This is a genomic window from Embleya sp. NBC_00896, from assembly GCF_045207785.1.
Classification (GTDB): Bacteria; Actinomycetota; Actinomycetes; order Streptomycetales; family Streptomycetaceae; genus Embleya.
In genome coordinates this window covers 53193-67452 of record NZ_CP108778.1, presented here as the reverse complement: position 1 = coordinate 67452, position 14260 = coordinate 53193, and the positions used below count along the sequence as shown (strand labels likewise).

The following is a 14260-nucleotide window of genomic DNA, read 5'->3' as shown; positions in this document are numbered from 1 at the left end:
GGTCCATGAGTCTGGATGCCGAACTGAGCGCGTTGGCGGCCCAAAAGGACCTCGCGGCCGACCTGGTGTGGCGCCTGCTTCGGCACCCGGAGGCCCGCCGTATGGTGGCGCTGCTGCGCTGGGACCTGACCGAGGCGATGATCGAGGAGATCATCGCGCTCGGCTCCGTACGTTCCCTCTCGCTCAACCGCTCCGTTCCCGCCGACATCAGGGCCCGCCTGGCGGAGCACCCGGAATCGATCGTCCGGTGCGGGATCGCCACCAGCGTCGCCGACGATCCGCCGGGACTTCTGGCCCGACTGGCGGACGATCCGGATCCCTCTGTGCGGATGTTCCTCGCGGAAAACGACCATCTGCCGCCGGAGTTGCTGGCCCGTCTGGCCGTGGATCCGGAACCCCGTGTGCGCCGGCAGATCGTCCACCACTGGCGCGATGCCCCGGAGTGGGTGCGTCGGGCCCTGATGACGGATCCCGACCCCCACGTCCGCAGGGACGGTGTCCTGAAGTACGTCCCGCCGGCGGACCTGCTGCCCGCCCTCCTCGCCGACCCCGTGACCCGCGCCGCCGCCGTCGAATACGTGGCCCCGTCACCGGAACTGGCCGCCGACCCCGATTCCGCCGTACGCGTGGCCGTCGCCGACCATCCGGATCTTTCCGCGGGTCTGCGCGACCAACTCGCGGAAGACCCGGACATGTTCGTCCGCAACGCGATCGCGGCCCGCCCGGACACCCCGCCGGCCCTGCGCGAGCGGATCGTGGCCACGCTGCAGACCGACAACCCCGTCGCCGAGTGGGCCCTGAGGTACCGCCGCCACCCCAATGTGGGTGGCAAACCGTCACCGGGCCCGCCGATACTCACCCGGGAACAGGCGGAAGCACTCCTGGCCCGGGCAGACCTGTAGGGCGAACGAAGCATCCCGGGCCGCAGCCCGATCACCCGTGGTCCCGTACCCGGGTGGACCGGGCGGTCGAGGCAGGACTCCCGCTCCCGGGCCGGTCGGATGCGCCCCGGGGCCGTCGGCCCGGTCCAGGACCCCTCCGCGCAGACCTCGAGTCCCCGGTGTCGTGACGGGTGGCGGCGGGGTGGTTGTCAGCCGGGGCTGCCGGGGCTGCGATGGCTGAACCGGCTGAGGTCGGCGGAGCGTTGTCCGGGGGGTTGGAGGTCGGCGTAGGGGTGTTGGAGCGCCCCGGTGCCGTGGACGAGGACGCGCCGTGGTTGGGCGGGGGTGGGGTGTGCGGTGGGGGTGCCGAGCAGGTTCAGTACGGCCTGGGGTCCGTGGTCGCGTCGGATGGCGGCGACTTCCTCGAGGTCCCAGGCCATGGTGCCGACGATGGTGCGGCGGCGCCCGCGGACCTGGACCTTGCCGCGGACCAGGAGCAGCCCGGAGTGGAAGACGGTGTGTGCGCAGGCGAGGTGGGAGTCCTCGAAGAAGGCGAGGTCGACGAGGCCGGAGCCGTCCTCGAGGGTGACGAAGATGACGCGTTTCCCGGACGCGATCGGCGGGGTCTGGGTGGACGCCCGGATTCCGGCGACCAGGACGTGCCGGCCGGGACGCGCCTCGGCGAGGTGTCGGGCGTCGACGGCGCCGATCTCGCGGAGCAGCCGGTGGTGGTGCTCCATCAGGTGTCGGGTGACGTCGATGCCCAGCACGTGGAGTTCGGCGCCGACGGCTTCGCGGGCGGTCATCTCCGGCAGCCCGCTGGGGTGTGTCGCGTCCAGCCGACTGTCGGCGAGGGGGAGTTGCCCATCACCTACCCTGCGGGCCCGGCGGTGGAGCTCGGGCAGTTGCAGCAGCAGGTCCCGGCGGGTCAAGTCTCCGTCGTGCAGGCAGTCGAGCGCGCCGATGCGGGCGAGGTGTTCGGCGGTGGGCAAGGAGGGGCGGGCGCGCTGCCACAGGTCGGACAGCGAGGTGTAGGGCCGGCCGGCGGCGATCCGCGCACACTCCTCCTCGGTGATGCCGCGCACCGCCGACAGCGCCAGGCGCACACCCCACGTTCCGTCGCCGATCCGCTCGACGGTGTGGCCGGACTCGGAGCGGTTGACGTCGACGGGCAGGATCGCCACGTGATGGCGGCGGGCGTCGGCGACGATTACCCGCCGCGGCCACATCCCCGGGTCGTGCTCGAGCAGTCCGGCGTACAGCGCGGCCGGGTGGTGCGCCTTGAGCCAGGCGCTCTGCAACGCGGGGACGGCGAACGCGACCGCGTGCGCCCGGCAGAAACCGTACGAACCGAACGCCTCGACGATTCGCCATACCCGGTCGCGGACGTCGGGGGAGTAGCCGCGGGCGGCGGCCCGCTGATGGAACCAGGCCCGCAGTGGCGGCAGTCGCTCCGGGTCGCCGAGCGCGCGGCGGGCGACGTCGGCCAGCGCCAGGTCGCAGCCCGTCAGCTGTGCCAGGATCCCCATGATCTGCTCGTGCCAGATCGTGACGCCGTACGTATCGGCCAAGACCGGTTCCAGGTTGGGGTGCGGGTACTCGGGGGCCGCGCCATGGCGGGCGGAGATGTACTGCTCCGGCATGCCGCCGGCGACCGGGCCGGGTCGGAACAGGCTGATGTCGGCGATGACGTCCTGGACACCACGCGGTTGCAGACGGCTCAGGAGGTCCTGCTGGCCGGGGCTCTCCAACTGGAACATGCCGATCGTGTCGGACGCCTGGATCATGCGGAACGCGAAGAAGTCGTCGAGCGGCACCTGGGCGGAGTCGTCGAGGTCGATGTGTTCGCCGGTGGTGCGTTCGACCTCGGCGACGGCGTGCGCCATCGCGGACTGCATCCGCACCCCGAGCACGTCGAGCTTGATCAGGCCGAGGGCCTCGACCTCCTCCTTCGCCGCCTGGACCATGGGGAAGCCGCCGCCGGGCGTGGGCTGTACCGGCAGCCGGTCCAACAACGTGGCGTCAGTGATGATCACGCCGCACGGGTGCATCGCCATCCCCCGTGGCAACGCGTCGAGCCGTTCCGCGAGTTTGAACAGCGGCCCGTACTGCGCGGCCTCCGCCGCCAACGGCCGCAGTTCGGGCAGCTCGGCGAGCGCCGCGGTGATCCCGCGCGCCCGGATGTGTGGGAAGGATTTCGCGATCCGGTCGATGTCGTATGCGGCCATGCCCAGCGCGAGGCCGACGTCGCGCAGCGCGTGTCGGGCCCGGTAGGTCTCGGGCATCGACGTCACCGCGACCCGCTCGTTCCCGAACCGCTCGAAGACTCGCCGGTACACGTCCAGCCGCCGCGCGGACTCCACATCGATGTCGATGTCCGGCAACGACGAGCGTCGCTCGCTGAGGAACCGCTCGAACAGCAGGTTGTGGTCCAGCGGATTCGCGGTGGCGATGTCCAGCGCGTGGCACACCATCGACCCGGCCCCCGACCCGCGCGCCGCCACCCGAACCCCCATCTCCCGCACATCCGCCACCACCTGCCCGACCGTGAGGAAGTAGGTGTCGAAGCGCAACCGCGCGATCACCTCCAGCTCCCGCGCGAGGCGGTCCTGCGCGGCCTCGTCGCGGTCCAGGCCACGGCGGACCATCCCGTTCGCGCAGCGCTCGCGCAGCACCCGCGCGGCCGAGTCGGGTGTGGCGCCGACCACGGCCGGTTCGGGGAAGTGCGGGGCGCCCAGGCCCAGGTCCTCCACCGGGTCGAGTCGGCACTCGTCCGCAGTCCGGGCGGTTAGCGCGAGCAGCGCCCGGGCGCGGTCGGGTCCGGCTCCGGCGGCGTCCGCGATCCGTGCCGCGATCGCGGCCATCTCCGCGGGGTCCTTGAGCCATCGCCCACCCGGGTCGAGGTAGGCCGGGTACCGGAAGCGGATCGGGCGCAGCAGCCGCGCCGCGTCCAGGACGTCGGCGATCTTGTGCTGGTCGGGGTCGGCGTAGCGCACCGCGTTGGTCAGCACGGCCGCGACCCCGGTTCGGTCGGCGAGTTGCAGGGTGCGGGCGGCCAGGCGCAGCGAGCCCGGGCCGGTCCCCGGCAGCCCGTAGTGGAGAACCTCCAGGCGCAGCGCGTCACCGAACAGTTCACGCCACGGCGCCAACAACTGTTCGGCGGTGTCGGGGCGTGTGGCCGACAGGGCGCGGACCGGCTCCGAGAGGGGGCCGAGCACTACGGTCAGGCCCGGTCCCGCGTACTCGCGCAACGCCGTCCACGGCAGCACCGGCGGACCGTCGGCGTCGGCGGTGTGCGCGGCCGAGACCAGGCGGCACAGCCGCGACCAGCCGGCCCCGTCCCGGGCGAGCAGGGTGACACGCAGCGGGGGTTCGACGACGTGGGCGCCGCCGCGTACCGGCGTCCTGCGCCGCTCCGCGCGGGGTGGGCCGGGCGCGGCGGGGGCGACGGCCACGTCGACTCCGAAGATCGGACGCACGTCGTGCGCCGCGCAGGCCGCCGCGAAGCGGACGGCCCCGCCGACGGTGTCCCGGTCCGTCAGCGCCAAGGCCGACATGCCGCGCTCGGCGGCCCGCGCCACCAAGGCCTCCGGGTGCGAGGCGCCGTACCGGGCGGAGTAGCCCGAGGCGGTATGGAGATGCGCGAAAGCGTCCACAGCGCACCTCCGTCCTCGCCCACCCCCTTGTCCGAAAAACGCCTCTCTTATTCGGACAATAGTTCGAATAGATCAACTTTGCCAACCTACTTTGTTGTGACGCCGACCGATCGATGGCCATCTCGATCGGTAGTTGGCCAGTCCTCGGCATGCGCTCCTAGACGTGACAAACACGATCACCTCCGATCACCCGCGGGGTGCTGCCCCAACCCACCGCCCTGAGCCGACCCGGCGGAACTTGTGCGCCGCCGCGGGCATCCCCGGGAGGCGCTCCTGCTCGGCGTGTGACCCACGCCATGTGCGGTTCCTGTCAGGAATCGGGGCGCTGTACCGCTCAAGTCCCCGAGAGCAAGCGGACAGACAGGAGCGAGACATGAAGCACCGCATCGTCGTCCTCGGCGCCGGCTACGCCGGGGCCTACACTGCCGGGAATCTGGCCCGTCGGCTGTCCCCGGCGGACACCGAGATCACCGTGGTGAACGCTGTGCCGGACTTCGTCGAACGGGTGCGGCTGCACCAGCTCGCGGCCGGCCACCGGTTCGACGCTCCGAAGCTTGCCGATGTGTTCGCGGGCACCGGGATCCGGCTGCGCGTCGCCCGGGTCACCGCCGTCGACCCGGAGCGGCGGGTCGTCGCCGTGGCCGACGCCGACGGCGGCGGCGAGCTGGTCTACGACACGCTGGTCTACGCGCTCGGCAGCCGCGGCGCCGTCGATGGCGTCCCCGGCGCGGCCGAGCACGCCTTCGACGTCGCCTCCCGGCCCTCGGCGCTGCGGCTGCGCGAGCGCCTCGACAGCTTCGGCAGCCTGGGCGGGCGGAGCGACCGCGGGAGTGTGGTGGTGGTCGGCGACGGGTTGACCGGGATCGAGGCCGCCACCGAGATCGCCGAGGCCCGGCCCGGGCTGGCGGTGGCACTGGTCGCCCGCGGCGAATTGGGCGCCCGGCTGTCCGCCGGGGCCCGCGGCCACCTGCGCCGGGCCTGCGACCGGCTGGGCGTCACCGTCTGGGAGCACACCACGGTCGAAGCCGTCGAAGCGGCACGGGTACTGTGCGCGGACGGCACCGTGCTGGCGTCCGACGCGACCGTGTGGACGGCCGGGTTCGCAGTCGACCCCATCGCCGCCGCGAGCGGGCTGGAGGTCACCGGGGACGGCCGGGTCGTCGTCGATCGCACCATGCGGTCGGTGTCGCACCCGAACGTCTACGCCATCGGCGACAGCGTCCACGCCATCGGCGACAACGGCCGGCCGCTGCCGATGTCCTGCGGGTCCGCCGGATACACCAGCCAGCAGGCCATCCCGGCGATCGTGGGACGCCTGACCGGCCGCAAGATCCCGAACACCAAGCTGGTCTACACGTACAACCACATCAGCCTCGGACGGCGGGACGCGATCTGGCAGTCGGTCGACGACGAAGGCATGCCGAAGCCGAAGTACATGGGCGGCCGGAAGTCCGCGCGGCTCAAGGTGCGCCTCGTCGCGCTCTCCTGCTGGGCCACCTCGCACCCGACCCTCGGCATGCCCACGCGCAAGCACCGCCTGGCCGCCGCACCGAACCCAGCCGCCGACCAGGTGGCCGCCGACCAGGCCGGCCGCGCCGCAGCCTAGGGTCGTCCCCGTGGACAGCACCGCCGTCGATCGCTTCGACACCAGCCGGTTCGAGGCCAGCCGCAACCGGCTGGCCTCGCTGGCGTACCGCATGATGGGCTCCGCCGCCGACGCCGAAGACGCCGTGCAGGATGCGTTCCTGCGCTGGCAGGCCGCCGACCGGGAGCACATCAAGGTGCCCGAAGCGTGGCTGACCAAGGTCGTCACCAACTTGTGCCTCGACCGGCTCGGATCGGCACAGGCCCGCCGCGAACGCACCGCCGGCGCCTGGCTGCCCGAACCGCTCCTGGACGGCGACCCGATGCTCGGCCCGGCCGACACCTTCGAGCAGCGCGAATCGGTCTCCCTCGCGATGCTCACCCTCATGGAACGCCTGACACCGGTCGAGCGGGCCGTCTACGTTCTGCGCGAAGTGTTCTCCTACAGCCATGCCGAGACCGCCGACCTCCTCGACATCACCACGTCCGCGAGCCAGCAGCATCTGCACCGGTCCCGGCAGCACCTCACCGCCGCGCGCCGCCGCGACAGGGGCAGCGAAGTCGATCCGCTCTCCGCCCGCCGGATCGTCGAGGCGTTCCTCGCCGCCGCATCCTCAGGCCGCACCGAACGGCTCGTCGCACTGCTCACCGACGACGTGACCGCGATCTCCGACGGCGCCGGTCTGACCGCGAAGCTGCTGCAATACGACACTCCGCAGCGCGTCGCCGCCGTCGCACGGGCCGGCTTCAGGCCCTCAGAGGGGAAGCGGCGTCTCGCCGGCGGCACCCCCGCCATCTACTACGCACTCGTCAACGGCACCCCTGCCATCCTCACCGTGGTCGGCGACCGGGTCGTCGGGTCGGTCACCTTCGACATCGCCGACGGCAAGATCGCCACGGTCCGCGGCATCGCCGCCCCCGCCCGCCTGGCCCGCCTCACCGAGGCATGGCAGCTGCACGGACCGGACACGCCGCCGGTCGCCCAGTGGTGACCGGATTCCGACCGCGCCCAGCCGGGACACCCGTCGCGCACGGAGCGACCAGCAATTGCGGACAACGTCCGTCCTCGGCGGGATGTGGATCTGGTAGTCGGGGCAGCCGGATCCCAAGTGGCCAACTATCGGTCGTCAGACTGACCAGATGCGAATCGACGCTGGGCTCTGACCTGCGGCCGCTGAGCTGTGACTGGCCAACTATGCGTCGTGGTCACACTGTGACATGTCCGAGCCGGCCGGCTCGCGTGGGCAGGCGGAGGTCTCTGGCAGCATGAGCCTGTGAACGTCGGGAACGATTCGGACGACCCGCTCCGGCTGCTGATGGGCTTGGAGGTCAGCGCCGTGTCTTTCGTGCGCGACTACGTCGAGCTGCACTTCGACGGGCCGGTATTGCGGGCCTTGAGTGACCCGGTGGGGGTGTACGGGGGCCGCGAGTGGCGTTTTCCCGAGCCGGGATCGCTGGAGCCCATGCGCTGCTACGTCGGCGAGACCGTCGACGGCTACGAATGGGATCCGGATCGGATCCTCGCCCTGGACTTCGGGGAGCACCGCTTCGTCATCCCGCTGGACTCCGACACGAGCGGGGGCCCCGAGTCGGCCCACATGGTCGGCGTCGACGAGAGCGGCGCGACTTCCGGCATCGTGTGGATCTGGTAGCCAGGGCGGCGCGATTCGAAGTGGCCGACCGTCGGTCGGCAGACTGGCCGGTCACGAGTGGCCGCCGGGCACTGACCTGCGGTTTCCTGGGTGTGGCGGGCCGGCCATTGATCGTGGTCACACCTCCCGCGACCTCGGCACGGCAGTGCGTCGCCGTGACCGTCGCAGCCGTGGCTCCGCAGGGCGCGATGCCGGATGATCACGCGGGGGGCACGGGGCGCCGCCTTTATGTCGTGGCCACCCCTATCGATCCGTTTCTCGTCCGCCGGGTCGCCTTGCTCTCCTAGACTCGGGCGATGAAGAACACCAAGGCGTTTCGTACCGCGTTGGGCGAGACGCTCAGCGAACTGGCCCGACGCGGGGTCACGGTACGGCCGGGCACGGTCGCCGACACCATCGAAGCCAACATGACCGTGGTCGCGCGGCAGCTGGGGATCCAACCGCGTTCGGCCTGGCGGTACTTCGACGCCGCGGCCCTGGCCGACACGATCGCGGAACAGGTCAAGGAAGGCGACGGCCGGGAAGCGAAGGGCGTGGGCGGCGCGCCGATGCCGCCGGTGGGCAACCCCGAACTCGCCGTGATCCTGGCGGGTGTTCCCGACTCTCTGGTGGAGACCGGCGGTGACCTGTACGCGGTGATCGTCAACGTCGCGGTGAACGCGTGGATGGCCGGGCACATCCACGGCGAGGACGGCTGTGACGGGTGCGAGGACGCGCGCGGCCCGGCGGGCCACGACTGGCAGGCACGGATGGACGCCGTCGCCGCCCGGGTACCCGACATCGACAAGTGGTTCGACCGCGATGTCTGGACCGCGGCACTGCACGACAGCGGCTATTGCGTCACCCGACGCTGACAACCCGGAACCACATTCCCCGGGAACCCGCGGACCAGTGCCGCATGCCCGCGAGGCCCAGCGCCGCTCGAGTGGGGGCCGGACGCCACCGAGGCGCCGATGACGGGTGGCCGAGCGGGGACAAAAGTCCGGAAGAGGCCGAAGGCACACTGCCATGTGCCCTCGGGTTGATGCGCGTCACGTGATCTTCGGCCACGCCCGAAGTCGACTGCAAAGTAAAGGTGAAGCGGTGGCCAGCGACGAGCGGCCCCGACGAACGAGAGGGCGGAGCGTCCCGTCAACCACGATCCGAGGCGGTCCCGGTCGATCAGGACCACGGACTGGGCTGCGCCGAGGTTGCGTGCCGGGGTGGTGAACAGGGAGGAGGTGGCGAAGATCAGCACCTGGGCGCCGTGGACGTGCCGGCCCGTGCCGAGGAAGCGCTGCATGTCGGGCGAGCCGACCTTGGACGTGATCGATAAGCGTTTGCACTGCACGACGAATCGCCTTCCGTCGGGGAGCAGTCCGACCACGTCCGCCCCCAGGTCGCCGGCGCCTCCCGACACCCGTACTCGGGAACATCCGTCCCGCCGGCACAGGTCCGCCACGAGGTGCTCGAACTCCCGACCGCTCATGGCGTCCACCCCCGCGAGCGAGACCGCCGTCGATCCGCGTGGCGACGACCCGTACACCCGGAGCGGGGAGCGCCCAGACGCGACCCGGCGCAGCACGAACAGGGCGACGCCGGTCACGAACAGCAGCGCCGCGACCCAATAGGAGGCCACCTTCGGCATCCCCAACGCCTGTGTGGCACTGATCGAGATCAGGCACGCGACTCCCCAGGCGATGGTGAGGAGTTCGCCTGGTGTCAGGTCCTGCTTCTTCCTTCTCTTGTTCTTGCTCAAGGTCTCGGGTTCCTCTCGGTCGTTTCCGGGCGGGAGGTGATGACGGAGCGGGACGTGCGGGTCGTGAAGGCGACGTGTGGGGTGTCCGCGGCGACGCAGGACCGGTCGCGTTACGACAGGCGCGCGGATCGGCGTGAGGGCCGGGCGGTTTCGTCCGATGACGTCTCGGAGGTGGTACCGACCCGCCCTCGGGCGTGGTAAGCGCGCCCTGAGTGCGTGGGAGACTCACGAAGCGCGGTTGTGCCGACCACTCGGGTGTGACCCAGAGCCGAGATTCTGCCATCCGGGGGAGCGCCGGTCGAGGTTGCGCGTCGCCGAGACCGGAGTTCCGCGCGATATCGAAGACCCGTTACCCACACGAGCATTCGTCGGACGTGTTCGGCGGGGCCGCGGGGAGCGAACCCCGGCGGCTCGTCCGGTGATGTCGGCGCCCGGTGGTAGGCAGAGGCCTTTCGGTCGGCGACATCCGCCAGAGGGGACCATGATGTCCGAGGATCTCGTGTTCGATTTCGAGCGGGTGCGTGTACACGGATTCGGGCTGTACGAGGGGACTGCGCTCGATGTGCGTGCGGTGATCGCGGGGATGCCGCGGGATGTCAGGGACGGGTTCCTCCTCGAGGAGGTGCCCTGGCGCCGGTTTTCCCACGCCTACGGCTCGGGCGAGAACGTCCCCGATTACCTGGAGCGGATGCGTTCCGCCGACGCCGCCACGGCGGACAACGCGCTGTCCTCACTGTGGAATTCCGTCTGTCACCAGGGCACGAGGTGTTCGGTGGCGCCGTTGACGGTGCCGTTCCTGTTGCGGATCGCCGCGGACCGGGCCACGCATTACCGGGCGGACGGGCTCTTCCTGGTCGCCGTGGTGGCGCGCCGCAACTACTGGGACGACGGGTCGCGCACCGGTCTCCTGCGGGTGGCCGACGCCGACGAGGAGGTGAGATGCGACATGAGCGGCCATCCGCAGACCTGGTCGGTGCGGGCGGCGCGTGACGCGATCGCCGCGGACGCGCACATCCCGATCGCCCTGCTCGACGACCCTGACCTGGAGGTGCGGGAGGCGGCGGCGTACGTCGTGGCGGCGTCGTCGGGCCGGGCGTGGGAGATCTCCGCCGCCCTGCACGAGCGGTTCCGTATCGAGGAGGTTCCCCGTCTGCGGGCCGGCCTGATTCTGGCGATCGCGCAACTGGCGAGGGAACACCGGCACGAGGACGCCGCCGGATTCACCCGCGCGTGCTGGTCGGATCCCGCACGCCCGGCCGAGGTCAGGTTCGGAGCCGCGCTGGGATGGCTGTGCCTGGTCGACGACCCCGCCCCCGACGACCTGCGCGCCGTTCTCGACGAGACCGTCACGCACGAACTCGGCCTCCTGATGGCCGAGGTGCCCTGGATACGGCAGGTCGATGACGACGGCGCCGGACTGACACACACCCTGAACCGGATGTTCGACCCGGGCGCCCACCAACCCCCCACGTGTGACGATCCCTGGGCGGACCCAGAGGGGTTCGGCGACGACCCGCCCTTCTGAGACCGCGCCGGCAGACGAGCACGCCGACGTTTGCCCCACACGGCGATCGAGTCGCATCTCCCAAGCGGCGGTCGAGTCGTCGCGGGGCCCCGGGCGGTCAAGCCTCCCCAGCCATCGGACGGCTCACTCACGACAGCCATACCCAGGGGCCCCTGGGGCCCGCCGATCTTGTGAATGACCGATTCGAATCCACGACCGAGAAGGCAGGGCACGGCATGGGCTTTTGGGGAGAGTACGTGGTGGCCCGCAGCGGCAAGCCGCTGCCGGACCTGGAACCGCTGAGCGCGGGCATCTGCCGGGACGGCCACGACCGGTGCGTCGCCGGCCTCCCCGAGCACGGTGACGGCTGGCAGACCGTCGCCGTGCACCACGGACTGCCCGGCCACACACCGGAGACCCTGAAGGCTTTGGCGGCGCAGACCGGCCATCCCGCGTTGGTGGTGTACATCTGCGACAGCGACACCGGATACGTCCAGGGCTGGTCGGCCCGGGGCGGCCTGTTCGGGACCTGGTTCACGCCCGAACTCGCGGCCGACTACGAGGTCCCGAGCAGCATCTGCCACGAGGACGAGACGGGGATGCCGAGCACGGCCTACCAGGCCGCGTGGGACTCGGCGCACGACCGTATCGTCGTCGAGATGCCGCAGCGGGCCCGCGATGCCTGCGCCTGGGCGAAGGCATCGGGTTGGCGCCCGGAGCCCGCGACGGTGCTGGAGATTTTGCTCGCCGACCGCATCGAGTCCGCCGAGCACCACTTCTTCGAGCTGCTGCGCGCGATGGGCCTGCCGACAGCCGACACCTGAGCGTCCACCACGTTGCCCGCCCCACGCGCACCGCGTCGCCGTGCGCGGAGCGCACATCCTCGAGAACCCGCGACCGGTACACGGAATGGCCGTCGGACGAGTCGATACACAGCAGATCAGCGCCCGCCTCCACCAACGCCGGCACCCGTCCACGATGGTCCCGTCGGGGCGAGTACCCCTTCTGCCGTGGGGCAGGTGCTTCACCCGTCGAAGCGCCTCCACGGGAACGGGTGCTCGCGCAGTGGCGTCAGGGTCTCGCGACGAAGCGCGCCGAACGCCACGGTCGCCTCCCCCTCGCCGCTGCTGATCTGCGCAAGCAGTCCTGGAGCGACGAAGAACCTCTCGGCGGTGAAGGTCGGCAGGAACGGGCTCAGGGGCACCGGGCGCAGCATGTCCCCCAAGGGGGCGAGGCGTTCGGTCGGCACGACGTTGGTCCATGCCTGGTATGGGGCGGCCCCTGAGGCCCCGAACAGGGTGAACTGGAGGAGGAAGCGACTCAGCGGCTCCTCCTCGACGATCGTCTCCGGGTCCGGAAGACGAGGGTCGAAGGTGAGCCACACGGGCGGATCGGCCTTGTCCGTCGCGTGCGGCGGCCACGGGACGGACCAGTCCCAACCGGCCTGGTTCTCGTTCGCGAAGACCAGTCGGTCGCCGAGCGGCCCGGACGCACGCTCGGGTCGCGTCCACAGCGGGTGGTGGAACTCGTGGAGGGCAGGACGCGCGCCGGCGAACCGGTGCAGCGCGGTCAACGCCGCCGGCATGTCACCGAGTCCGTCCGCCCCGCTCGTGCCCTCGCCCACCTCCGGCCGCTCTGCGGGGAACCAGCCCGTGACGAACGACTCCAGCGCCCGGATCGGATCCGTCTCCACGTGCGCAACCCACTCCACCCCAGGCATCCGCGTCATGAAACGACCCTAGCCAAGGGTGGATACGGATCGTGTTGCGTCCTCCGAGATCCCCGACAGACTCGAGCATCGCAGTGTGTGCCGTTGAACCTTGACCGACGACGGTGTGCGCGTAGCGCTCACGGGTTGGTTCCGTGGATCAGGAGTAGAAGCCTTGGCCGTAGTCCTCCCGGCCGAGGTGGAAGTCGTCCGGACGGTCACGGCGAAGTTCCTCGTACCGCCGAACGAAGATGTCGAGTGCCTCGTGAAGCGTGCAGCCCGACGCTTCTCGGATCGCCTTGAGCGCGGGGATGATCCGGCGTTCCAGGATGTCGCAGTCAACGCTCTCGGGGATCTGTTCCATGGGCTGCCGGCGTACGTTCGAGCACGCGCAAGGCGCCAAGGCGATTGCCCCCGGTAGTCGAGGTTCGGTGGCAAACGGTCAAGGTTCAGTGGCATGGGCGCCTCCGGCGGCGCCGCGCACATCATGTGACGTTTCCCGGGGAAGCGGTGGTCAGCGCCGGACGGCCCCGACGAACGAGAGTGCGGAACGTCCCGCCAACCACGATCCGAGGCGGTCCCGGTCGATCAGCACCACGGCCTGGGCGGTACCGAGGTTGCGTGCCGGGGCGGTGAACAGGGAGGAGGTGGCGAAGATCAGAACCTGGGCACCGTGGACGTGCCGGCCCGTCCCAAGAAAGCGCTGCATGTCCGGCGAACCGACCTTGGACGTGACCGAGAAGCGTTTGCATTGCACGACGAACCGTCGTCCGTCGGGGAGCAGTCCGACCACGTCCGCCCCCAGGTCGCCCGCGCCGCCCGACACGCGTACCCGGGAACATCCGTCCCGCCGGCACAGGTCCGCCACGAGGTGCTCGAATTCCCGCCCGCTCATGGCGTCCACACCGGCGAGCGAGACCGCCGTCGATCCGCGCGGCGACGACCCGTACCCGAGGAGCGGGGAGCGCCCCGACGCGACCCGGCGCCACACGAACAGGCCGACGCCGGCTATGAACAGCAGCGCCGCGATCCAATAGGAGCCAATCTCCCGCACTCCCAACGACTGCGTGGCACTGATCGACATCAGGCACGGCAACGCCCAGGCGACGGTGAGGGCTTCGCCCGGTGTCAGGTCCTGCTTCTTCCTTCTCTTCTTCTTGCTCAAGGTCTCGGGTCCTCTCGGTCGGTTCCGGGCGGGAGGTGATGACGGAGCGGGGCGTGCGGGTCGTGAAGGCGGAGCGTGGGCTGTCCGAGGCCGCCACAGGACCGGTCGCGTCACGAGAGGCGCGCGTATCGGCAGGGGGACTGGGCGATTTCGTCCGGCGACGTGTGGACGTGGCGCAGACCCACCATGGGCGGGACGCGCGCCCCGAGTGCGTGGGAGGCTCACGAAGCCCGGTCGGGCCGACCACGTCGATGCAACCCGGAGCCGAGATTCTGCCATCCGGGGGAGCACCGGTCGAGATCGCGCATCGGCGAGATCGGAGTTCCGCTGGCTCCGCGCCTCGTCCGGCGCGTCATCGACCGCCTCCAACCA

General features: G+C 70.9%; 12 protein-coding genes and 1 pseudogene. 7 read left to right on the top strand and 6 right to left on the bottom strand.

Annotation, left to right across the window (positions count from 1 at the left end):
• The first annotated feature begins 5 nt into the window (after positions 1–5).
• The gene (locus tag OG928_RS47575) at positions 6–902 is read left to right on the top strand and encodes a hypothetical protein (RefSeq protein ID WP_331738261.1); all 897 of its coding nucleotides are present in this window, start codon (positions 6–8) and stop codon (positions 900–902) included.
• Between the two features lie 188 nt (positions 903–1090).
• Here OG928_RS47575 and OG928_RS47570 read toward each other — a convergent pair whose 3' ends face one another.
• Positions 1091–4537 (bottom strand): DNA polymerase III subunit alpha, encoded by a 3447-nt coding sequence (locus OG928_RS47570; protein WP_331738258.1) that lies wholly within the window; start codon positions 4535–4537, stop codon positions 1091–1093.
• Positions 4538–4910: 373 nt separating this feature from the next.
• Here OG928_RS47570 and OG928_RS47565 point away from each other — a divergent pair, with 373 nt between their 5' ends.
• From OG928_RS47565 to OG928_RS47550, 4 genes are all read left to right on the top strand, one after another.
• Positions 4911–6143 carry an FAD-dependent oxidoreductase gene (locus OG928_RS47565; RefSeq protein WP_331738255.1) on the top strand — a complete coding sequence of 411 codons (1233 nt, stop codon included), beginning with the start codon at positions 4911–4913 and terminating at the stop codon, positions 6141–6143.
• 10 nt (positions 6144–6153) lie between these two features.
• Positions 6154–7113, top strand: a complete 960-nt coding sequence (locus OG928_RS47560) for a sigma-70 family RNA polymerase sigma factor (RefSeq protein ID WP_331738252.1) — start codon at positions 6154–6156, stop codon at positions 7111–7113.
• A gap of 282 nt (positions 7114–7395) precedes the next feature.
• Positions 7396–7773 (top strand): hypothetical protein, encoded by a 378-nt coding sequence (locus tag OG928_RS47555; protein WP_331738249.1) that lies wholly within the window; start codon positions 7396–7398, stop codon positions 7771–7773.
• Between the two features lie 296 nt (positions 7774–8069).
• Positions 8070–8627 (top strand): hypothetical protein, encoded by a 558-nt coding sequence (locus tag OG928_RS47550; RefSeq protein WP_331738247.1) that lies wholly within the window; start codon positions 8070–8072, stop codon positions 8625–8627.
• Here the strand turns inward: OG928_RS47550 and OG928_RS47545 are convergent.
• Positions 8606–9511, bottom strand: coding sequence for a restriction endonuclease (locus OG928_RS47545; RefSeq protein WP_331738244.1), 906 nt, complete (start codon positions 9509–9511; stop codon positions 8606–8608). The two genes, OG928_RS47550 and OG928_RS47545, sit on opposite strands and share 22 nt — an antisense overlap.
• A 484-nt stretch (positions 9512–9995) precedes the next feature.
• On the opposite strand from OG928_RS47545, the gene OG928_RS47540 reads away from it, so the two are divergent.
• Together OG928_RS47540 and OG928_RS47535 are read left to right on the top strand one after the other, a co-directional pair.
• Positions 9996–11036 (top strand): hypothetical protein, encoded by a 1041-nt coding sequence (locus OG928_RS47540; RefSeq protein WP_406292193.1) that lies wholly within the window; start codon positions 9996–9998, stop codon positions 11034–11036.
• Positions 11037–11251: 215 nt separating this feature from the next.
• The gene (locus OG928_RS47535) at positions 11252–11839 is read left to right on the top strand and encodes a hypothetical protein (protein ID WP_406292191.1); all 588 of its coding nucleotides are present in this window, start codon (positions 11252–11254) and stop codon (positions 11837–11839) included.
• Between the two features lie 2 nt (positions 11840–11841).
• Here OG928_RS47535 and OG928_RS47530 read toward each other — a convergent pair.
• From OG928_RS47530 to OG928_RS47515, 4 genes and pseudogenes are all read right to left on the bottom strand, one after another.
• Positions 11842–12002 (bottom strand): annotated as a pseudogene (locus tag OG928_RS47530) (IMP dehydrogenase); the annotation flags it as partial.
• Between the two features lie 37 nt (positions 12003–12039).
• The gene (locus OG928_RS47525) at positions 12040–12744 is read right to left on the bottom strand and encodes a hypothetical protein (RefSeq protein WP_406292190.1); all 705 of its coding nucleotides are present in this window, start codon (positions 12742–12744) and stop codon (positions 12040–12042) included.
• A 139-nt stretch (positions 12745–12883) separates the two neighbouring features.
• Positions 12884–13087, bottom strand: coding sequence for a hypothetical protein (locus OG928_RS47520; protein ID WP_331738232.1), 204 nt, complete (start codon positions 13085–13087; stop codon positions 12884–12886).
• Between the two features lie 150 nt (positions 13088–13237).
• Complete coding sequence (locus tag OG928_RS47515; protein WP_331738229.1) at positions 13238–13888, bottom strand: restriction endonuclease; 651 nt, start codon at positions 13886–13888, stop codon at positions 13238–13240.
• Positions 13889–14260 lie beyond the last annotated feature (372 nt).